We start from the raw sequence: 22,074 nt of genomic DNA, 5'->3' as shown, positions 1-22,074 counted from the left end.
CCAGATCGATGCCAACGGGCATCTGAGCCTGGCGCAGACCTCTGCCGCCGGTGCGGTCAACGTCAAGGCCGCCAGCCTCGACGCCCAGGGAGCGGTCTATGGCGGCGCCGTCAATGTGCAAACCCAAGGCAGCCTGACCAACCAGCAAACCATCGCGGCCCGGGACGGTATTTCCCTGAGTGCCGGTGGGCAGTTGACCAACAACGGCGTCATCGAGGCCGGGGTCAACGCGGATAACAGCCGGAACCTGACGGGTGATGTGAGCCTGAGTGCGCAGAACCTTAACAACACCGGCAAAAGCGTCGTCGCCAGCCGTAATCTCGCGATTAACACCGCCCAAATGTTGAACAACCAGGGCGGTACGCTGAGCGGGCAAAGCACCCAAATCACCGCCGTAGGCCTGGACAATCAGAACAACGGGCGGGTGTTGAGCAACAGCACGTTAAACCTCAATGTCAACCAGTTGCTCAACTCCAAAGGCGTGATCAATAGCACCGGCAATCTCTCCGGCAACTTTGGCCGGCTGAACAACAACAGCGGCGAATTGAGCAGCCTGGCTGATATCGTCCTGAACGTGGCCGCACTGGATAACGTCGCCGGTCTGGTGACGGCCGGTAGCTTCCTGGACATCACCGCCAGTGGCGGCATCAACAACATCGGCGGCACCTTGGGGGCGAAAAAGGCCCTAACGGTCCGGGCGCAAAACCTCGATAACAGCCAGCAAGGAAAGTTGAGCAGCGAAGGCCAACTGACGACCCGCGTCAGCGACTTGCTGAACAACCAGAGCAAAGGGCTGATACAGGCCAACGGTGCGATGGATGTACAGGCTACGCGCTTGGACAACCGCGAAGGCAAGATTTCCAGCCTTAACACCCTGAACGTCAACAGCCGCAACACCGACAACCGTAATGGGGTGATTCGAGCGGATCAGGCGGTGCAGCTACTGATCACCGAGCTGGATAACCGCGACAAGGGCCGGCTCGAAAGCAAGGCTGCGTTGACCTTCGATGGCAGCAAACTGGACAACCGCAATAATGGCTTGTTGACAGCCAGCGGCTCACTGACCCTCAAAGCCAATGAAGTCGCCAACGATGGTGGCCGAATCTCCGGCAAGGGCAATATCGAAGCCAGCATCGATCACTTGAGCCAGCAGGGCGGCGAACTGGTGGCCGAGGGCAATCTGAAATTGACGGGCAAGTCGCTGGACAACCGAAAAGACGGTCTGGTCGCATCGCTCAAAACACTGACACTCAACGTCGATCAGATCGACAACCGTGCCGGCTCGCTGTCCAGCCAGACCGAGCTGCGTATTAACGGCGCGAGCCTGAACAACAGCGACAGCGGTAAAGTGCTGTCCGACACGACCTTGGCGCTGAAAGTCGATCAGATCATCAACCAGACTGCCGGCCTGATTTTTAGCAAAGGCGTGAGCACGGTCGGTGGCGTCGGGCTGGACAACTCGGGTGGCAAGATCGTCAGCCAGAACACCCTCGCGTTAACCTTCGACGGCATCAAGAACAACCAGCAAGGACTGATCAGTAGCGAAGGCACGCTGACACTCAACGCCGGTAGCCTGGACAACCGACTGGGCAAGCTGTCGAGCCTTGAAGCCATGATGCTCAACGTGGCGGCAGCCCTGCAGAACCAGGGTGGTTTGATCGCGTCGCAAAAAGGTCTGGTGCTGACCAGTGCGACCCTCGACAACAGCGACGCAGGCATCGTCAGCGCCATGGCGGCGTCAACCGTCACCACCGGCGAATTCAACAATAGCAAGGGTGGCAGCCTCGCGACTGACGGCACCCTCGACCTGACAGCCAAGCATCTGGATAACTCGGCCGGGCAGATTGGCAGTCAGCAACAGTTGAACGTCTCGGTCACGAGCCTGGATCAGGATGGCGGCGAGCTGTTCAGCAACAGCGACCTGACCCTCGACTTGAACAACGGTCTGTTGAACAACCAGCGTGGCAACATCCACACGCCGGGATTGTTGCTGTTGAAAAACCTCAACGAGGTGAACAACAGCCGCGGTGAAATCTCCGGTGCCAAAGCGTATAGCGTCAATGCACAAAGCCTGAACAACGATGACGGAAAGCTCCTGAGCAACGAGAAACTGACGCTGGTCATCCACCGCGTGCTCAGTAACGTCAAAGGCCTGATTGCCTCAGCCGGTCTCGACAGCCGCAGTGCCAGCCTGAATAACACCGGCGGTGAAATTCGTGGTCGCGGCGAGGTAGATCTGACGGTCACCGGTACTTTCGATAACCAGGCTGGTGTGGTCATCGCCGATGATGGCATGACCGTGATAGCTGCCAGCCTCGATAACCGTCAGGAGGGCTTGGTAGGGGCCACAAAAGCGCTGAAACTAACGGTCGATACGCTCGATAACCGAGGCGGAGAGCTGTCTAGCAAGGCGGACGTGACACTGCTCGGCCAACAACTCGACAACAGCGATGCCGGCTACATCCTGGCCGGTGGCAATCTCGCACTCACCGTGGACAAGGTCATCAATCGCACTAGAGGGCTGCTGTCCGGCGACGGCGGGCTGACGCTGACCGGACAGACCCTGGACAATGGCGGTCGCCTGACCACCCAGAACAACCTCACAGTCAACCTCTCTTCGGATCTGACGAACCACGGCAGCCTCGTCAGCGAAGGCGAACTGGCGATCAATGCCCAGAGCCTAAACAACGACGCCGGCACAGTCTCCAGCGCCAAGGCACTCACTGTTGTCACCCGAGGCGCAATCAGCAACCAGAGTGGCAAACTGCTGACTGACACCACACTGACCCTCAACAGTGCCAGCCTCGATAATCAGTTAAAAGGTGCGATCAGCAGCAAAGGCAACCTGAGCATCAACACCGGCGCGCTCAATAACAGCAACCAGCAAAGCACGATTTACTCAGGCGATCGGCTGGACCTGAATGCCGGGCAAGTTACAAATACCGAGGGCGGCATCAGCGCAGCCACCTCGCTGATCGCTAACATTACAGGCCTTGATCAGCAGGGCGGCAGGCTGTCCAGCAAAGGCAGCTTGAGCCTCGACCTGAACGGCGGGGCATTGAACAACCAGGGCGGTTTCATCAGTGCTCCAGGCCAGCTGCTGCTGAAGAATCTTGCCGCCGTGAACAACCGCAACGGCGAAATCTCCAGTGAAGAGGCCTTCGAACTGGTCGCCAATCGGCTGGATAACAATGGCGGTCAACTGCTCAGCAACCAAAAGCTCACGCTGAAAATTGACAACGCATTGACGTCGATCAAAGGCAAAATCGCCGCTGCCGCCTTGCAAATTCGCGCCGCGAGCCTGGACAACAGCGCCGGCAAGATGCTCAGCGATAGCGACCTGGAAGTGACGGTCGATGGCCAACTGATCAATCAGAACGAGGAGCAGACCCGAGGCCTGATAAAAGCGGCAGGGCAACTCAATCTCAACAGCAACGGCTTGAACAACCAGGGCGGCAACCTGTTGGGTGGCACCGGCATCCGTATCGATCTGGGCAATGCACCCGCCGACTTGAATAACCAGGATGGATTGATCAACACCAAAGGCGTATTGAGCATCGCCCACCTGCGCGACATCAATAACCAGCAAGGTGAAATTTCCAGCGTCCGCAGCTTCAGCTTGACCGCAAACCAACTGGATAACCGAGGTGGCAACCTCATCAGTAATGATCAGTTGACGCTCAACGCAGTGAGTCTTAACAACCAAGACGGTCTGCTGTCCGGCTGGAACAAACTGGCCTTGACGGGTGGCAGTCTCGATAACAGTCGCGAGGGCGCGCTCTCCAGCCTGTACGGTAATCTGGACATCAACCTGAGCGGCGCACTGATCAATACCGGCAAGGGCGGCATCGGTGGCAACGGCGACGTGACCATTACCGCTGCCAGCCTCGATAACAGCAATGGCATCGTCAGCAGTAATGGTAAGCAAACACTGACGATGAACCAAGGCTCGATCAACAACTCCGCCGGCGGTGTGATCGAAAGCGGCGACACCCTGGACATCAATGCGACGAGCCTGAACAACCACTCAGGGAAAATCACAGGCGTAAAAGCCCTGACGTTCACGGGTACCAGCCTGGACAACAACAACGGCGGCCTGATCGGAAAAGACAGCATCACCCTCGACTTGCTCGGTGCGCTCATCAACACCAACGGAGCGCTCGGCAGCACCGGGGCCCTGGTGATCAAGCGTTCCAGCCGCATCGACAACGAGGGTGGCCAACTCCTCAGCCAAGGCCTGTTGAGCCTGCTGACGGGTGACCTGAATAACAGCCAGCGCGGCACCGTCTCCGCCAATGGACAGCTCGACCTTAGAGCCACTGGCAGCGTTCGCAACAATGCCGATGGTTTGATCTACAGCCGTGACGCCGGTCTTGGTGTTAAAGCGGCCTCCTTCAACAATGTCGGTGGCGCGCTGCAAAGCCTGGGGGCAATGACCCTGGACGTGACGGGGGGCGATATCGATAACCAGAGCGGCAAGATAATCGCTCAAAACGGCGACCTGACTCTCACCGCGGCCAATCTCGACAGCCGCAGAGGCGTCCTCTCCAGCCTCAAAGGTTTGCTGCAAACCCGCCTCACCGGTGTATTACGCAACAGCGAGGGTGGAAAGATCGAAGGCAGTCGTCTCGACTTGCAAGCGTTGGGCGGCCTCTATAGCAGCGGCGGGCGTATCGCCGCCAACGGCGGTGATATTTTGCTCAACGCCGGCAACGCTGCAGTTGATAACAGCAGTGGCGGGATCTATGCCAAAGGCTTGGTCAACGTTGTTGGCGGCACGCTGAACAACAACACGGGTCAGATCAGCGGCAACGGGATTGATCTAGGTTTCAATGGCGCTCTCACCAATCGTGACGGCCTGATTGAAAGCGCTCGCGCCTTGGCCGTTCGTGCTGCCAGCGTCGACAACCAGGGCGGCAAACTGCGTGCGCTGGGCTACGGCGGAAAAACCAACTTCCAGATCGGCAGCCAGTTTGATAACCGTAATGGCTTGCTGGAAACCGCTAACACCGACCTGACGCTGAACACGCCAAGCTTCCTGAACTTCGGCGGCACCGTGACCCATGTCGGTGTCGGTGAGTTCGACATCTCGACAGCCAACGTCATGAACGCTGGCGGCACGATGGTGACCCGTGGCGGGTTGACGCTGAATGCGGATAGCTGGACCAACAGCAGCGTGATTCAGGCGGGGCGGCTGACGATTAACGTCAACAACTTGAGCCAAACCGCTGACGGCCAGTTACTGGCTTCCGACAGCTTCGTCGGCAGCGGCGGTAACTGGACCAACGACGGCCTTATTGCCAGCAGTGGGACTTTGAGTGTCGACCTCAGCGGGGCCTACGGCGGCAATGGACGCATCAGCAGCCTCGGCAACATGGGGCTCACAGCGTCGCAGATCGACTTGACTGTCGCAGCCAGCATCACTGGCGCTTCCGCCGCTACGGTCACCAGCCGAAGCAGCCTGACCAACCTCGGGCGCATGACTGCCGTTGACAGCCTGACTGTCAACGCCGCTTCGCTGATCAACAACGGCACCCTCGGCAGCGCCGAAAAATTGCGCATCAACAGCAACTCACTACTCAACCAGAACGGCCTGATCTTCAGCGGCCGCGATATGGACCTGCGGGTAGGCACACTGACCAACCGTTTTGCCGATATCTATGGCATGGGCAACATCAGCATCGCCAGGGATGACAGCAATGGCTGGAGTTCATCGATCAACAACATCTCGGGGACGATTGAAAGTGTTGGCGACCTCACCATGGCAGCCAGTTACATCGAGAACCGCAAGGATGTGTTCGAGGTGGCCGGTGGTGGGCTGATTTCAGGTGCCATTGGGATCCAGTGCAAGGCTTGTTCTTCATTCGACGATTACATGCAGCAATACCCAAGCTATCTGGTTTGGGTGGAAAACTATCAGTCCGAAATCGTCCGGGACTCGGCATCGGCGACGCTCACTGCTGGACGAAATCTGCTGGTAAATGGCGGGACTTTCCTCAACAAGGTTTCCACCGTCACGGCCGGAAACGACATGACGCTCAATCTTCAGAGCTTTACCAGTGAAGGGGCGTCGGTCGGTACGTATAGCGTCAGGAAGTCCTTTGCGATTCCATCCAAGAGTTATGATTTCTGGCATTCGATACTGGAGTACAACGCCGCCAATGATCCTCTGTACGATTCCGGTGAGCTCGCTTATATAGGCGGTAAGCAAGTTATCCGGCCCAACATTCGTTTGTGGACCACCAATGGTGTTGAATCGCTCAAAGGGGTCGGCACCAGGCAAGGCGGAGAGCAGACTCCTTACGTGGTATTTGGTCCGGTATGGATCGAGATGCCGGGTAAGCTCTATATACCCGCACCTCACTATGACGACGGTGTACGCAGTGAAGCGCCGGACCTCGTCAAAAATGCCGGTTTTTTTGAGAACACCATTACCGAAAGCAGCCCCTCGTCAACCGCCAATGCTGTCGTTCAGGCCGGTGGCAACGTCTACATCAACGCCACTAAAAATCTAACCAATACTGTGCTTCGTGACGGCTACGCTCCAGGCACACGGGGCCCCCGGGTAGGGTCTACGCAACTCGCCGGCCAGGTCACCCCGACCGTCATCAGCATCAACTCACAGTTGCCCCCGGACCTGGCCCAGCAACAGGTGAACCCGCTGACACTTCCTGGTTTTACCCTGCCGACGGGCGATAACGGCTTATTCCGCCTTAGCCATAAGGATGGTACCGAGCAAGCGGGGGGGGCGGGTCAAAACTGGGTCATCGGCACCATCGACTCAGACCTGATTCAGCGCGCTCAAGTTTCCACGTCGGTGAGGGCCACTGACTTCAAGTTCGACAAAAATGACCCAGTCTCGGTGAAGGCTCGCGACCTGGCCTTGGCGAATCGCCCGCCGGTAGACTTCAGCGACAAAGCGGCGATGGTCAGTGTCAATGCCGCCGCGGGCGATGGACCGGTGGGCGTGTTGTTGCCGAACCGCGCCAGTGGACCGATGAGCGTTCCACGCGTGCAGGGTTTGCCCGACATCAGCGTGCGCTCCAACCCGCACAAGTACCTGATCGAAACCAACCCGGTGCTCACCAACCTCAAGCCGTTCATGAGTTCGGATTACCTGCTGAGCAATCTCGGCTACGACCCGGACAACAGCGCCAAACGCCTGGGTGACGGCCTGTTCGAGCAACGGATGATCCAGCAGGCCGTGGTCGCACGCACCGGCCAGCGCTTTATCGATGGCCAGACCTCTGACGAAGCCATGTTCAAGTACCTGATGAACAACGCCATCGCCAGCAAGGAAGCACTCAACCTCTCCCTTGGCGTGACCCTGAACGCCCAGCAAGTCGCCGCCCTGACCCACGACATCGTCTGGCTCGAAGAGCACGTGGTGAACGGCGAAAAAGTCTTGGTGCCAGTGCTCTACATGGCTCAGGTCAACAATCGCCTGGCTCCTAACGGCGCATTGATTCAGGGCGGCGACGTCACCCTGATCGCCGGTGAGAACCTGGACAACGCCGGCAGCCTGCGAGCCACCAACAATCTGTCGGCCGAGGCCGGCAATGACCTGACCAACAGCGGTTTGATCGAGGCGGGCGATCGCCTGACGCTGAAGGCTGGCAATAACATCGTTAACAAATCCGGCGGTGTCATCACCGGGCGTGACGTGACATTGACAGCGACCAATGGCGATGTGATCAACCAGCGCGATGTGACGGGTGTTGATGTGATCGGGGGCGGGAATATTCGTCATCGCGACTACCTGGATAATGCAGCGCGTATCGAGGCAGCTAATGATCTGACCATCAACGCCGGCCGAGATATCAACAACATCGGCGGCGTGATGAAGAGTGGTCAGGATCTCGAACTTGATGCAGGACGTGACGTTAACATCAGCTCGGTCCAGGATCGCAACAGCACCTCGCGTGGCAGCAATTTCCTCGATCAGACCATCACTCAGTACGGTGCAGAAGTAACGTCTGGTCGGGATCTTTCGATCAGTGCGGATCGCGATGTTGCAGTCGTTGCCAGTCGCCTGGACGCCAAACGTGACATAGGCGTTAATGCGGGCAAGGACATCGTGATCACGTCGGCGGCCAACGAGAGCGATTACGTCACTCGCAGCAAAAAATTCGCAAACGAAACCCACAGCACAACGCAACAAGCCTCGGTACTGAACGCTGGTCGTGACATTGCGCTGAACGCGGGCAATGACCTGGGGATCATCGCCAGCCGGATCAAGGCTCAAGGAGACATCAGTCTTGATGCGGTACAGGACATCACTGTCGCGTCGGCCAAGGACGAAAGCTCTTCCTACTACTACAAGAAGAAAACCGGCTCTTTCGGACGCAGCAGCACAACCCAAAAAGAAAGTTATGACAGCAGCAACGTCGCTTCAGTGATTGATGCGGGTCGTGACCTGACCGTCAATAGCTCCAAGGATGGGGACGGTGGGGTCAGCCTTGATGGCGGGCGCAACGTCACCATCATTGGCAGCCAGTTGAAGGCGGGTAATGACTTGGTGCTGGGGGCGACAAACGATGTCGCAATCCTGTCTGCCACTGAAGAAACTGGTGATTACAGCAAAAAAACCAAAACCGGTCTGTTTGGCATGTCGAGCAGTGGCAAGAGCCAACTCCAGACTACCGTTACCCAGATCGGTAGCGAGCTGAATGCCGGTCAGGATGCCGTCATTCTGGCGGGACGCGATGTTCGTTTGAATGCCAGTGAAGTCTCAGCCAAAAATGACGCGGAGTTGCACGCGGGGCTGGTGGACAAGACAGGTGATATCACGCTGTCGTCGTCTGATGACCTGGCCTACAGTCGTGCCGAGGAATACAAGAAAAAGGTGGGTCTGACACTCAAGGACGCCATCGGATGGGCGGTTGGTACACCAAGTTTCGGAGGCGACATTACCTTCAGCTCGTCGCACAAGGAGGGCCGTGAAGTTGTCAGCTCCAACAGTGTGGGCAGCCAGGTCAATGCCGGGAATGACGCCATTCTGAATGCTGCCCGTGACATCAACATCATCGGCAGTGGCATCAGCGCTGATAACAGTGTCAAGCTCGATGCCGGGCGTGACGTCAACGTAGTTGCTTCTACCGATCAGCAGCGCAGCAACAGTTGGGAAACCGATAAGAGCTTTGGCCTCAAACAAACCGCCGACAACAACGGTTACACCACGTTTGTTGGAAATGAAACCAAAAAGCACGGCGTAGACAGCAGCGGTTATTCCGCCGCCGGCAGTTCCATCGATGCGGGGCTTAATCTCAGCGTCAACGCCGGTCGTGATATCAATCAGCAGGGCTCTGACCTGCATGCTGAAAACAACATCAAGCTCAAGGCCGGCCACAACATCAACATTGATGCGGCGGAGGAAGCCAGCGTTGTCACCACCCGTGACAGCGTGAAACGAACCGGTTCGACGACGACTGTCGCCTACAACTTCGGCAACACCGTTGATAGCCTCAAAGGCACTGGCAAGGGGGAGGATGGCGTCAGCAAGGGTTCCAGCGTTCTCAAGTCGGTCGATGCCCTGGGGTCGTTTTTCAGCGGGCCTACGTTCGATGGGCATATTGGTTCTTCCAGTACCGGCCAGACTCACACCCAGACATCCATAACCAACCGACCATCCAGCCTGTCGGCCGGTGGCGACATCACGCTAGAAGCTGAAAATGACGTCAACGTCAAAGGCAGCCAATTCGATGCTGGTCGCGATATCAATGTCACTGGCCGCAACATCACTTTCGATGTGGCGCACGGCGCCGAAAACAGCGAAGACAATCAGACCCAAAGCAAGGGCGGCATCAAGGGCGGCACCACTGGCGGCTTCAAACTGGGGGTCGGTATCAGTAATGCCGGTAACCAAGGCGAGTCGAGTCAAGGCTCGTCCACCGCGACGCAACTCAATGCCGGTGGCAGCGTCAAGCTGGACGCAAAAAATGACCTGACACTGGTCGCCACGCAAGTCACCGCCGAGCGTGATATCAAGCTCAAGGCTGGCAACGACCTGAACGTGCTGTCGGCGCAAAACGCATCCAGTATCGAAAACGACCGCCGCAGTTGGGGCGCTGAGGGCGGCATCATCCTCGGTAAGGACGGGTTCGGTATCTATGGCTCGGCGAATATCGGCATTGGCGATCTGAACCGCGAAGGCGTGAAGCAGCAGGAGGCTTACGTTTATGCGGGCGGCAACCTCAGCTTTGAAAGTGGCCGTGATACCAAGATCGCTGGCGCGACAATGCACGGCGATGAAGTGACGGGGGACGTTGGTCGTAATCTCACGGTGAGCTCGGTGCCGGACACCGGAAAAGCGCGCGGGCAAGAACTGGATCTGAGCATCACCGGTTCGTTTTACGGTGCCAGCGGATCGGTCGGGTACGGCAAAACCACTGGCCAGACCAATTGGGTTGAGAACCAGACGGTGATCAACGGCACTAACAAAGTCGATATCCGTACTGAAGGCCACACACAGATCGATGGTGCGGTGCTGACCGCGGACAACGGCAACCTCAAACTCGATACCGACACCCTGGGTTTTCGCAACATCTACGGCAAGGACAACGAGCACGGTTACTACCTTAACGTTAGCGGCAGCTATGGATCTGAGAGTAACTCCCAATCTGACAAACCCAATCAGGGTATGGAAGGACCGAAGAAAAGTAGCTGGGCGGTCGAAGGCTACAACTATGAAAAAGATCGTGAACAAGTGCTTCGGGCAACTGTCGGCAGCGGCGATATCATTGTTCGTCATGACAAAGTAACGGGTGCGGATTCGACGTCCGGTCTTAATCGTAATGTCGATCAAGCATATGAAGTCACTCGTGACGATGAACACCGCACTGATCTTTACGCAAGTAGCACTTCAACGAGTGCAGTAATGAGTCCGCAGCAAACAATAGATAAGTGGAATGAGCAGGTTGCAAAATATGGTGAAAATAGTCTTGAATCGCTGAGTGTTCTGAAAGATCTATTGTTTGGTGCAGGGCTGATTGCTGCTGGATACGGTTTCGAAAACGCTGACAAATTACAAATGCGTCGGATATATCTGAGGCAGTTGGGTGGTAAGGATGAAGTGCTTCGGCGCGCGATAGTCAGTGCTATGTTGTCTGACATTATCGGTGAAAATAATTCTGCTGAAGCCCAGGCCTTAACAGAAAAACTGGTTGAATTAGCGAGGCGTGATCCTGTACAAGCGTATGCGATGTTGGATCTGCTTAGCAATTTGCAGAGGCCTGGCTCTGGTGCCGGCGAGTACAAGTATGTTCATGTTGCTGCTGTTGTGGCCCTTGGCTTAGTAGTAGGGTTAGGGGCGGTGCTGTTAGCCTCTCAAAGTTCCGCACAAAATCAGGAGAATATTCGCGTTGCAGTCAACGCGGTTGTGGAGGAACTGCAGAAGGCTGGGTTTACAGTGCAGCAGCAGCTGAAACTGTCAGTCGAACTGTGGGAGAGCGTTACTAGTACTGAATTTCCAATACATTTGCTTGATAAAAAATATCAGACGTTGATAAGACTGGCCGTGGACAATAACGTCGGTCATCCAGTGAGTGTTGGTGGCCTAGAAGTGCATCCCTCCCTGCCGACGAGCACCGATGGAAGCCCGATTGATAATTCTGGTGGTTGGAGTACCACATCCCCAGCGGTGGATCCGAATCTGTCGCCAGGCAATATGTACAACAGTCCAGTTGACTATTCTCATATAATCGGCGCGGACTACAAGAGCGATGGCACACCCACTGGTGCTCATACGTTGTTGAATGGTGATGTGAGAATTGTGCCTGGATCTGCGTCAACGCCTGACCCATTTGGTGTCTATCTGGCACGGGTTGAAGTGCCTGATATAAAAAATCCAGGCCAGTGGATTGTTAAACCGGCCAGAGAGCATACAATGTTCCCTGCTGCATGGGATGAGGCACGAATCAGATCAGAGGTTGATGCTGCGTGGAATAGCCCGAAAAAAATTGTCACCGGCACTAGTTGGCGCTCAGAAACGCCGTCTGGAGTTAGTGTTCAAGGATACACATATCCAAGAGCGACGGTTTACCCTGTTTACAAACCTTAGTATTGAGGGCGCCTATGGAACTGAAGTTTTATTACGTGGCCGGGGGGATTTACCCTAACGTAGGGCGAATTTTTCATGCTGTGGCTGAGGTGTCTCCCGGACAGGATGATGCGCAACGCTACGAACTCTACGTATGTAGCACTCTGGGCGCTATCGCTCAGATTCCGCAGCAGTGTGATCGACTGTTGAGGGCTATTACATTGGTCGAGGAAGGTGCTCAGGTATCAATATCTGACGGGGCAAATGATGTCCTATTGAACATCGACTCTTCAGGTGTGCAGGTTGATATTCTGGTTAACGACGACTGGGTGGGACAGCCGGAGAGTAAGTTTACCTTGCAGGAATGGCGCATGGTCCTTGAGCAATGGAAGTACCTGCTGCAGCTGCCTAAAGGTTCTGATGAGGTTGTAATGGTGAAACTTCCATAGAAAAAATGGGCGGCGAAAAAGGAGGGGGGCGATTTGAATGACAGGAATGGAATAAGGGGACAGATTTATTTAAGTTTCATGTCCCGCTCCGATAAGTTTTATGCCTGTCTCAAGGCTAGCCCCCCGTCTTTTTCTGAAAGAGGGAAAAGGGACGGATTTATTTGTTTGCCCTGTCCCGCCCTGAACCATGTGCAAACCCATCTCAAATCTAAACAGCGACTACCAACTACCCCTTCACCCCATTCAGCAGCACCCCATAAGACTGCAAAAACTCCACCGTCCCATGAAAGATCAACCCGACGCCCATGGCCGAGACGAAGAAGCCGACGATGCGAGTCGCAGCGTCTATGCCTTGCGGGCCGATTTTATTGAGGATGCCCTTTGCGTAGACCAGTGACAGGTAGGTCGTGAACATGGTCGCGCAAATGGCCAGGGCCACTACGGTAAAGGACTGTACGGCGCGGTCGGAGTCTTTGATGGTGCTGGTCAGGCCGATCACGGTGGCAATGGCGCCGGGACCGAACATGATCGGCATGGCCATCGGGATGAAGGAGACGTCCGGGTTGCCTTTGCCGCCGCTGGGGATCAGGGAGTTGCCGGGCGAGGGAGCGAAGAGTTCGAAGCCGATTCGCATCAGGATCACCCCGCCGACTACACGGATCATGCTCAGCGGCACTTCAAACAGGCGCAGCAACATGTTGCCGAAGATCAGGAAGAAGAACATCAGCAGCAAAGCGTAGAGGCATGCCTTGCGTGCGACTCGGCGGTGTTCGGCGTCGTCCCTGTCTTGCAGCAGGCCGAGGAACACCGGTATGGCCTCCAGTGGATTGATGATCGCCAGTAAGGTCGAGAACATTCCGAGAAACAAGCTGACGTAGGAATTCATGGCGGTGCCTGTCGGGGAGGGGCGGTTGAATCAGCTTGTGTCTGTGTACTCGAACGACGCTCGGTAACTGTAGGACACATTTTGATCCTCAGGCTGCAATGGTCTTGCCGCAGACCAATAACCTTCCTCACCGGCAGGCTCGCGCTCATTGTTTTTATGAGTGGCAGCAACTCGGCAGCGCTTTCTCCTCGTATTTGTCGTGGTGCCGCACCCATTCCATGATTTCTTCCTCGTTGCGGCCCTTGGGCGTCAGGTCGAGGTAGTTGTAGGCGCCGACCAGCAGGTCGAGTCCACGGGCATAGGTGGAATAAGTGTGAAATATCTCGCCGGCATCGTTGCGATAAAACACGCTAAGCCCTGGGAGTTCTTCCTCGGCGCCGTCGGATTTTTCGTAGTTGTAGGTGGCTTTTCCGGCAGCGACGTCTTCCGCTCGGGCGGAGACGCCAAAGTCGTAGTTGAAGTCGCAACCTTCTGACGACACCCAGTCGAATTTCCAGCCCATGCGTTGCCTGAAGGCCTGGAATTCGACAAACGGCGCGTGCGACACCGCGACCACCGCCACGTCATGGTGGGCCAGGTGCAGGTTCGCGCCATCGATGTGGTCGGAGAGGAACGAGCAGCCGGAGCAGCCTTCGTCCCAGCCTTCGCCGAACATGAAGTGGTAAATGACTAACTGACTGTGGTCGCCAAACAGGTCAGCCAGTTTCAGTTCGCCGTTGGCGCCTTGGAAGTGGTAGTCCTTGTCGATTTTTACCCAAGGCAACGCCCGGCGTTCGGCGCTGAGTTTGTCGCGTTCCTTGGTGAAGGCTTTTTCGTGCGCCAGGTGTTGTTTGCGCGCGGCGAGCCATTCTTCGCGCGACACGACGGGATGATTCTGAATCTTCATGACGTTTTCTCCTGCGGGGTGCTGGGAGGTGGCTTACACAGCCTAGTCGTTCGGCCCGCGTGCATTTCGACAGGTCGCCGGTCGGTCGTTGCACAAACCCTGGCTGAACGGCTGCGCCCGCCATCGGTCACAACCTATGAAGGCCATCTCACTCTCTGGCTTGGAGGTTATTCAGGATGACGACTTATAACTGGGATTTGATTGAACGCTTGCTGCACGAAGTGCAAAACGCCGAGCCCAGCTTCACGCCACGCCCTTACGCCGAGCAATATGCGGCGGCGAAAGCGGCCGAAGGCGAGCAAACCGAGAACCTCGACCACCTGAAAGCGGTCGCTGGCGAGTACGAAAAGTTACTGCTGACGCGTGGTTACATCGAGTCTCGGCCTGAGGAGCAGGGCGGTACCGGCTCGAACTACATTTTGACGGCGCGGGGCTCGAGTTTATTGAGCCTGATCGACAGCAGCATTCCGGGTAACGACCATCCGCGGCAGGTGTTGGATGAGCAGGTGGATGCCTTGGATGAAGCGACATTTGATGAGGTGGCATCTAAGGCGCAGATTGCCTGAAGCCCCAAACACCCAATGTGGGAGCGGGCTTGCTCGCGAAAGCTGAGTATCAGTTAACGACGATGTCGACTGATGCACCGCCTTCGCGAGCAAGCCCGCTCCCACATTGGAACCCTGTTGGGCACTTAACCCTGTTTTGCCGCTTTCAGGCACTTCAAATCATTGAAGTCCTTCCTCACCCCATCGATCTTCTTCAACAGCCGCTGCCGTTGGGCTGGCGTGCTCTCGGCCATCAAATCCACGATCAATCCCCGCGCCTGGGCTTCGGTGTTGGCGTAGGCCTGACGATAAGCCGGTGTCCATAAACTCTCGCGATTCACCAGAAGCGTCTCGATTCTTTGTGGGAATTCGGGACTTTGTCGCTGCGCAACCGCCGCACTGAACTGTTTCTGCCAATGCACGCGGTTGGCGATCCATTGCGTGTTTTGGTCGCCCAAGGCATTCGACCAGGCGATCACCCGTTGTTCCTGCGTCGTGCTGAGCGGCCCGAGCCAGTCATCCAGACGTTTTTCCATGCGGTCCGCGCGTTCCTTGATCTGTTGATCAAGTGGCGGTTTGAGGTATTCGTCCTGACGCTTGCGTTGGTCCTTGGCGAAAGCCTCGTTCATCTCCGCGACTTGCTTGTCATCCAGCCCTTGCAGCAACTCTATGGCGGACGGTGTGATTTCCCGGGCGGTCTGGGCGATGGCGGCTTTGGCTTCCTGTGTGCGGGTTTGCAGCGCGGCGTCGGTGACCTGGTTGGTTTCGACCATCACCTGCAAGCGGTCGAGCCAGTCGAGATAGCCGGGCAGTTGCGTGGTGCAGTGCCAGCTCAGGTGCTCCTTGAGGCGTTCGTTGAACCAGCCTTTTTGCTCACCGTTCATGTCAAGGTAGTCGCTGAGCGTCCACGGAATGATCACGTCGAGGTTGCGATAGGCCAGGCCCACGCGGCTGCAGGCGCCGAGGGCGAGGCTGACGGTGATGATGATGGCGAGATGTTTCAACCAGCGCGACATGGGCGAATCCTTGCGAAGGCGTGGCTTCTTCAATTGGCTTCTCTATGTGAACGCAAGATGAGCGCGGCAGTTCAGCCGATCAATAGAATGCGCGTTCGGCCTTGAGGGTGACGAGGCCGTCACACTGGCTGTTGTGCCCGGAATAGGCGGAGCAGGCGCTGCCGCTGAGGTTTGAGTCGCTGTAGATCAGATCGAGGTCGACGCCCATGAATGGGCGTGAGAGCTGCACCGACCAATCAGTGAAACTGCCGACGTAACCCCCGTCGACGGACACCGGCGTGTTGAGCTGGTGGGTGGTGTATTTCATGCTGATCCCGATTCCGAACGGCTGATTGCCACCGAGATCGGCGAAGAGCGTGCTGTTCTGTTTGTCCGGGTCATTGCTGAACGCGGCGCCGAAACGACTGCCCAGAAAGGTCAAGCCACCGAATAGCTCTTGGCTGTCGAGCGTTTCTACCTTCGGGTAGCTGTAATGGATCATGCCGACTTCATAGCCGAGCGTATTGTCGAAAGGTTGTTTAAAGCCCAGGTAGGAATCGACTTCAAGATTGGCGCCAGGCGTGATTCCCATGCTCGGTGCCCATTGGCCCACGTAGAAACCGCTGTCGTGGCTGAGGTCGAGACCGCCGTGGAACGAGCCGGTGCTGGCAGGTTTGACCAACCCTTGCGCCATGCTGCGGCTGGGCGTGGTGCCGAGTTTCAGGTCGAAGTCGCCCAATTCACGCTGAAATACTTGCGCGTTGGCGACCGAGCACGACAGGAGGCTGGCGAGCAATAAACAGTAGGTTTTGAGCATGCGTCACTCCATTAACAGCGAGGGCAGGAGCAAAAATCTGCTGAAACGCTTGATCTAGACGTGTGCAAGCATACCGACGAAAACCCGGCATCGAGGGCCGTTCGTCTATTTCTGGAATATCGAGGGTGTGGGAGGGGTGTCGCGGGAGGGTTCCAGTCCAAGCGCTTCGAAGCTCAAAGCGCCTATGGACCAGTTAAAACGCCGTGTTACTTTTTGCCGAGCGTGATCTGCTTGGACGGGCCAAACGTCTGGCCGCTGACGCCTTTGGCAATTTGCTGGATTTCGCCACCGGACTTCAGGAACGCAGCGATCTGATTGTTGATCGATTCGCTGGTTTCAACGGCTGGAGCTGGCTTTGCTTTGCTGTTGGATGCTTTTACACGCATGGCGGCCATTAACCTGTAGAAAATTAACTTGGCCAGGCATCGTACAGGAAATACTTGACAATTGCTTGGCAAATATCCCCTCAAAATACAGATTGTACGGGCGTGATTGTTCGCCCGTTAATGTTCGAAATATCTCTCTAACCCACTGTTTTAAATAAGAACGTCATCGAAAAATATCGACGTTTTTCGAGGCTGAATCAGGCGTGAATGCCCCGGTCGGCCTGACGAGCGGCCAGCCCCTATCGGCGAAACCCTTGAAAAATAAGGCGTGCAGAACAATTTCTGCTGTCGCCGGGCTGGCCGCAGAAACGTAACGCACAAAACCGGGTAGAATGCCGCCACGCAATGAGGGTATTGGAAATGGCTTTAGTCGGGCGCTACAACAGTTTGCAAGTGGTTAAACACACTAACTTCGGTTTATATCTGGACGGTGGCGCGGAGGGCGAAATTCTTCTGCCCAATCGTTATATTCCCAAAGATATTCCCAGCGAAGATGAAGACTGGCTCAACGTTTTTATTTATCTGGACAGCGATGACAAACTCATCGCAACGACCGAAAAGCCGAAAGTTCAAGTCGGTGAATTCGCCAGTTTAAAAGTCGTTGAAGTCAACAGCATCGGTGTTTTCCTGGATTGGGGTTTGCCGAAGGACCTGTTGCTGCCGTACTCCGAAGAAAAGCGTCAGATGACCGCTGGCGAGTACGTTGTTGTGCACGTCTACCTCGACAAGCACACCCGGCGCATCACCGCGACCGCGCGTCTGGATCGCTACCTGGACAAGACCCCGGGGAATTACACGCCGGGCCAGGAAGTTGATTTGTTGGTGGCCGAAGCGACCGACATGGGCTTCAAGGCAATCATCAACAACAAGCACTGGGGCCTGATCCACAAGAACGAAATCTTCAAGTTCATGCGCGCCGGCAAAGAAGAGAAAGGCTTTATCAAAGAAGTCCGTGCCGACGGCAAGATCAGCCTGAGCCTGCAACCGGTAGGTGAAGAAGCGGCCACCAGTCTCAACTCGAAGATCCTCGCCAAGTTGCGTGAAAACAACGGCAGCCTGCCGGTCAGCGACAAAAGCGACCCGACGGTGATCAGCAGTCTGTTCGGCGTAAGCAAAGGCAACTTCAAGAAGGCTATTGGCGCGCTGTACAAGAATGGCCAGATCGTCATCCACGCGGATCGCATTGAACTAAGCTGACCTCGCGCCGGCCCCATGTAGGTCGCTCACATGGGGTTGGACTGCTATGAAAAAAGCGCTGTTGGCCTACGCGGGCACCTTGCTCGCGTTTCTCGTGCTCGACGGGCTCTGGCTCGGCGTGCTGATGGCCCCGACGTATCGGGCACTGCTCGGTGGCCTGATGCTCGATCAACCGCTGCTGGCCCCGGCGGCGGTGTTCTATCTTCTTTATGTGATCGGTTGTGTGGTGTTCGTGGTGTTGCCGGCGAATACCTGGCAGCGTGCCGCCCGGTTGGGGGCGTTGCTGGGGTTGGTAGCGTATGGCACGTATGACTTGAGCAACTGGGCAACGCTGAAAGGGTGGTCGGCGCAGTTGGCGTTGATGGACATGGCGTGGGGCGCGGTGGCGACGTGTGTTGCGTGCACCGTTGGGTTTTTGGCTGCGCGCAAGGCGTCTTGATCTGAGTTGTTTGCGATACGCCTTCGTCGGAACGCCGCCCGCAGCAAGCCCACCTCGGGGACGCAATCGGACATATAAAGGTCCCTTGCAGGCGGCAATTTCTGGCCATCTGGTTAATAATCGACGGCATGATTTTTCGCCCCCAGCCTCGCGCCGGGGGCTTTGCTTTTTACTGTCGAGTCACTGCCATGGATTGTTTGATCGAGGTGTCACGGTGAGCGCCAGCCGGCGTAGCGCCGACGGATTCGCCCTGCAAGTGATGATCGGGTTGTGCCTGATCTGGGGCATACAACAGGTGATGATCAAGTGGGCGGCGCCCGACATCGCGCCGGTCATGCAAGCGGCGGCGCGGTCAGGCATTTCCGCGTTGCTCGTAGGATTGCTGATTTGCTGGAAGGGCGGCTGGGAGCAGGTCGGCGTCACCTGGCGTGGCGGTTTGCTGGCCGGCGCGCTGTTTGGTCTGGAGTTTTTCTTCATCTCCGAAGGCTTGCAACTGACCACTGCGGCGCACATGTCGGTGTTCCTCTATACCGCGCCCATCTTCACTGCGCTGGGCGTTCATTGGCTGTTGCCGAGCGAGCGTTTACGGCCGCTGCAATGGCTGGGAATCCTTCTGGCTTTCATCGGAATTGCCATCGCGTTTGCCGGTGGCGTGTCCTGGGACAATCTTGATCGCCGCATGTTGATGGGCGATGCGCTGGGCGTGCTGGCCGGAGCGGCGTGGGGCGCGACCACCGTAGTAGTGCGCGCCTCGCGTCTGTCTGAAGCGCCAGTGACGCTGACCTTGTTCTATCAACTGATCGTCGGTTTCGTCGGGCTGATGCTGATCGCGATACTCAGCGGACAGGTCACTCACGTCAGCCTGACCGCCGTGGCGGTGGGCAGCGTGTTGTTTCAGGGGCTGGTGGTGTCGTTCTTCAGCTACCTGACCTGGTTCTGGCTGCTGCGTCGTTATCTGGCAGCGAACCTGGCGGTGTTTTCGTTTATGACGCCGTTGTTCGGCGTCACGTTCGGGGTGGTGTTGCTGGGTGAAGAACTGAGCTTCAACTTCGTCATCGGCGCGGTGCTGGTGTTGCTCGGTATCACCTTTGTCAGCGCTGAGCAGTGGGTGCGCCGCCGTTTGCGCAAAGCGCTCGGCCAGCACTGACGGGGCTCAGCAACAGACCACCGGCGATCAGCAATCCGCTGCCCGCGAAGATCAGCGCCGGCTGTAAACCGCCGCTGAAATGGCTGCTGGTGGCGGCCAGTAATGGCCCGGCGAGCTGGCCCATGGCGAAGCAAGCCGTGAGCAAGCCGGCATTGCGTTGGGCAGTGTGCGGCGCCAACTCCCGGGAACGTTGCATCACCAATTGCATGCAGGCCAGGAACGGCGTGCCGCAGAGGATCACGCCCAGCGCCAGGCCCGGGCCACTGCCCAGCAGGCAGGCAAACACCCCGGCGGCTTGCAGCCATAAGGTCGCCATCAGCCAATGGCGCGTGCCGTTAGGGTGAGGTCGACGCAGACTGACTAGCACGACACCGAGCGCCGATGCCAAGCCGAAGCATGGCCAAAACAGGTCGGCCTGCCATTGGCCGTGGAACTGCGCGCTGGCCATTTGCGAGAGAAACGTCGCCGGGATGATGTAGCCCAATCCGTACAAGCTGTAGATCAGACCCAGACGGCCAATGCCTTGATTGCCCGAGGTATCGGCGACCGGTGTGGCGGACACGGTGACCGACGGTTGCGGCAGGATCGGCAGGATTGCCAGCAGCATCACCAGCGCGACGAAGGCATACACCAACCACAATGTCGCTGAAGTCTGTTGCAACAGGTTCGAGCCCAGCGCCAACAGCCCTGTCAGAAAAATCCCCAAGCCCGGTCCGGCGAATACCAGCGCGCCCAATCGAGGTCGACCGGCGGCCGCAGCCAGTGGCTGACTCAGCGCGGTGATCATTACCAGCACCCATGCGCTGGCCACGCCGGTGCCGAAGCGCAGAATCAGGTGCGACCAGAAGCCGTTGGCCCAAAACGATGCCAGAGTCAGCAGCACACACAGCCACAAACCGCCCAGCAGCCGTCGACGGATTTGCTCGGGCCGCCGCGAGAACATCGCGTCCACTGCACCGACGAAGTAGCCAAGATAGTTGGCGGCGGCGATCAGACCGGCGGCGGTCAGGTCGACCTGACCTTCACTGAGCAAGTGCGGCATCTGTGGCGTCAGGGCGAAACGCCCGATACCCATGGCCATCATCAAGGCGATAAAACTGGCGAATAAGCGAATCAGCGGGGACATGGTCTGAATTCCGTCGAAGGATCAATGACCGTAAGGCTAGGACTGATTGACTTTCTTTTAAAATGAATAATAGTGAGTGACTTGTTCTGGTTTGGAGAATGGCGTGGAGTTCAGCCAATTGCGGATCTTTCAGGCGGTGGCGGAGGAAGGCTCGATTACGCGCGCTGCCGAACGTCTGCACCGAGTGCCGTCGAACCTGTCGACGCGGCTAAAACAGCTTGAAGAGCAGCTCGGCGTAGAGCTTTTCGTCCGTGAGCGTCAGCGTTTGCAGTTGTCGCCTGCGGGAAAAGTCCTGCTGGACTACACCGCCAAGCTGTTCGCCCTACGTGATGAAGCCAGTGCGGCCGTGCAGGGCGGGCAACCGGCCGGGGACTTTGTGCTAGGTACCATGTACAGCACGGCGGCGATTCATCTGCCGGCATTGCTGGCTCGATATCACCGCACGTACCCGGCGGTGAACCTGCAAGTGCAGTCCGGGCCGAGCGGCGAATTGCTCGAGGGTTTGCTCACCGGCCGCCTGGACGCGGCGTTGGTGGATGGCCCGCTGCAACTGGCGGGGCTCGACGGTGTGCCGTTGTGCGACGAACGGCTGGTGCTGATCAGCGAAGCCGATCACCTGCCGATTCTAAGTGCGCGGGATGTCGAAGGGCGTTCGGTATTTACCTTTCGGCAGGGGTGTTCCTACCGCATGCGCCTGGAGGCGTGGTTCGCGCACTATCACGCAGCGATGGGGCGGGCGATGGAGATCGAGTCCTATCCGGGCATGCTCGCCTGTGTTATCGCTGGCTCGGGTGTGGCGCTGATGTCGGAGTCAATGCTCGCCAGCCTGCCGGGCCGCGAGAGCGTGGCGGTGCACCCGTTGGCCGAGCCCTTCGCCCACGCGACAACGTGGCTGATGTGGCGCAAAGGCATGCTCGGGGCCAACTTGAATGCGTGGATTGAACAGCAACAAGTGGTTTATCCCTCGGCGCCGACCCAGGCTCAGGACACAGCTTGAACTATTGGTCAGGGAGCTTGATCAATTCAGTAACAGATCATTGCGGAATTGGGTGAGCATTGCGTAGGACTTCGGACTATTATCAGTGCGAAGTGGCTACAGAATTCAAGCCGCTCGGCACTACCCTGAAGGGGGCACCATGAAAGAGAAAATCCAAAACTGGCTGC

At 57.1% G+C, this 22,074-nt stretch carries 13 protein-coding genes; 7 read left to right on the top strand and 6 right to left on the bottom strand.

Annotation, left to right across the window (positions count from 1 at the left end; genetic code table 11):
* Positions 1–193: 193 nt before the first annotated feature.
* Together ACQKP4_RS06945 and ACQKP4_RS06940 are read left to right on the top strand one after the other, a co-directional pair.
* Complete coding sequence (locus ACQKP4_RS06945; RefSeq protein WP_427631742.1) at positions 194–12,058, top strand: hemagglutinin repeat-containing protein; 11,865 nt, start codon at positions 194–196, stop codon at positions 12,056–12,058.
* 14 nt (positions 12,059–12,072) lie between these two features.
* The gene (locus ACQKP4_RS06940; protein WP_427631635.1) at positions 12,073–12,486 is read left to right on the top strand and encodes a hypothetical protein; all 414 of its coding nucleotides are present in this window, start codon (positions 12,073–12,075) and stop codon (positions 12,484–12,486) included.
* Positions 12,487–12,712: 226 nt separating this feature from the next.
* Here the strand turns inward: ACQKP4_RS06940 and ACQKP4_RS06935 are convergent, their stop codons facing one another.
* Positions 12,713–13,372 (bottom strand): MarC family protein, encoded by a 660-nt coding sequence (locus ACQKP4_RS06935; protein ID WP_427631633.1) that lies wholly within the window; start codon positions 13,370–13,372, stop codon positions 12,713–12,715.
* 154 nt (positions 13,373–13,526) lie between these two features.
* On the bottom strand, positions 13,527–14,258 hold the full coding sequence (locus ACQKP4_RS06930) for a DUF899 domain-containing protein (RefSeq protein ID WP_427631632.1): 732 nt from the start codon (positions 14,256–14,258) through the stop codon (positions 13,527–13,529).
* Between the two features lie 176 nt (positions 14,259–14,434).
* Here ACQKP4_RS06930 and ACQKP4_RS06925 point away from each other — a divergent pair, with 176 nt between their 5' ends.
* Positions 14,435–14,824 (top strand): transcriptional regulator, encoded by a 390-nt coding sequence (locus ACQKP4_RS06925; protein ID WP_427631630.1) that lies wholly within the window; start codon positions 14,435–14,437, stop codon positions 14,822–14,824.
* Between the two features lie 125 nt (positions 14,825–14,949).
* Here the strand turns inward: ACQKP4_RS06925 and ACQKP4_RS06920 are convergent, their stop codons facing one another.
* From ACQKP4_RS06920 to ACQKP4_RS06910, 3 genes are all read right to left on the bottom strand, one after another.
* Complete coding sequence (locus tag ACQKP4_RS06920; protein WP_427631628.1) at positions 14,950–15,819, bottom strand: DUF6279 family lipoprotein; 870 nt, start codon at positions 15,817–15,819, stop codon at positions 14,950–14,952.
* A gap of 79 nt (positions 15,820–15,898) precedes the next feature.
* The gene (locus tag ACQKP4_RS06915) at positions 15,899–16,615 is read right to left on the bottom strand and encodes a TorF family putative porin (protein ID WP_427631626.1); all 717 of its coding nucleotides are present in this window, start codon (positions 16,613–16,615) and stop codon (positions 15,899–15,901) included.
* 206 nt (positions 16,616–16,821) lie between these two features.
* On the bottom strand, positions 16,822–17,010 hold the full coding sequence (locus ACQKP4_RS06910) for a hypothetical protein (RefSeq protein WP_017337097.1): 189 nt from the start codon (positions 17,008–17,010) through the stop codon (positions 16,822–16,824).
* Positions 17,011–17,361: 351 nt separating this feature from the next.
* Here ACQKP4_RS06910 and ACQKP4_RS06905 point away from each other — a divergent pair, with 351 nt between their 5' ends.
* From ACQKP4_RS06905 to ACQKP4_RS06895, 3 genes are all read left to right on the top strand, one after another.
* Entirely contained in the window at positions 17,362–18,198 is an 837-nt protein-coding gene (locus ACQKP4_RS06905; RefSeq protein ID WP_427631624.1) for a CvfB family protein, read from the top strand.
* Between the two features lie 46 nt (positions 18,199–18,244).
* Positions 18,245–18,637, top strand: coding sequence for a DUF2177 family protein (locus ACQKP4_RS06900; protein ID WP_427631622.1), 393 nt, complete (start codon positions 18,245–18,247; stop codon positions 18,635–18,637).
* A gap of 214 nt (positions 18,638–18,851) precedes the next feature.
* Positions 18,852–19,784, top strand: coding sequence for a DMT family transporter (locus ACQKP4_RS06895; RefSeq protein ID WP_427631621.1), 933 nt, complete (start codon positions 18,852–18,854; stop codon positions 19,782–19,784).
* Here ACQKP4_RS06895 and ACQKP4_RS06890 read toward each other — a convergent pair.
* On the bottom strand, positions 19,729–20,910 hold the full coding sequence (locus ACQKP4_RS06890) for an MFS transporter (protein ID WP_427631619.1): 1,182 nt from the start codon (positions 20,908–20,910) through the stop codon (positions 19,729–19,731). The two genes, ACQKP4_RS06895 and ACQKP4_RS06890, sit on opposite strands and share 56 nt — an antisense overlap.
* Positions 20,911–21,013: 103 nt before the next feature.
* Here ACQKP4_RS06890 and ptrR point away from each other — a divergent pair, with 103 nt between their 5' ends.
* A complete protein-coding gene (gene ptrR, locus ACQKP4_RS06885; RefSeq protein ID WP_427631617.1) occupies positions 21,014–21,907 on the top strand; it encodes a putrescine utilization regulator PtrR in 894 nt (297 codons plus the stop codon).
* Positions 21,908–22,074: the final 167 nt, after the last annotated feature.

It is taken from the genome of Pseudomonas sp. NPDC086278 (assembly GCF_050280905.1).
Taxonomy (GTDB): domain Bacteria; phylum Pseudomonadota; class Gammaproteobacteria; order Pseudomonadales; family Pseudomonadaceae; genus Aquipseudomonas.
Note: the sequence above shows the minus strand (reverse complement) of the source record. Positions and strands in the feature narration are given on the sequence as shown.

Bases quoted from the DNA above. Each gene is read 5' to 3' on its own strand.
- ACQKP4_RS06925 (WP_427631630.1), top strand. From the start codon at position 14,435: ATGACGACTTATAACTGGGATTTGATTGAACGCTTGCTGCACGAAGTG.
- ACQKP4_RS06920 (WP_427631628.1), bottom strand. From the start codon at position 15,819: ATGTCGCGCTGGTTGAAACATCTCGCCATCATCATCACCGTCAGCCTC.
- ACQKP4_RS06915 (WP_427631626.1), bottom strand. From the start codon at position 16,615: ATGCTCAAAACCTACTGTTTATTGCTCGCCAGCCTCCTGTCGTGCTCG.
- ACQKP4_RS06930 (WP_427631632.1), bottom strand. From the start codon at position 14,258: ATGAAGATTCAGAATCATCCCGTCGTGTCGCGCGAAGAATGGCTCGCC.
- ACQKP4_RS06935 (WP_427631633.1), bottom strand. From the start codon at position 13,372: ATGAATTCCTACGTCAGCTTGTTTCTCGGAATGTTCTCGACCTTACTG.
- ACQKP4_RS06910 (WP_017337097.1), bottom strand. From the start codon at position 17,010: ATGGCCGCCATGCGTGTAAAAGCATCCAACAGCAAAGCAAAGCCAGCT.
- ACQKP4_RS06900 (WP_427631622.1), top strand. From the start codon at position 18,245: ATGAAAAAAGCGCTGTTGGCCTACGCGGGCACCTTGCTCGCGTTTCTC.
- ACQKP4_RS06890 (WP_427631619.1), bottom strand. From the start codon at position 20,910: ATGTCCCCGCTGATTCGCTTATTCGCCAGTTTTATCGCCTTGATGATG.
- ACQKP4_RS06940 (WP_427631635.1), top strand. From the start codon at position 12,073: ATGGAACTGAAGTTTTATTACGTGGCCGGGGGGATTTACCCTAACGTA.
- ACQKP4_RS06905 (WP_427631624.1), top strand. From the start codon at position 17,362: ATGGCTTTAGTCGGGCGCTACAACAGTTTGCAAGTGGTTAAACACACT.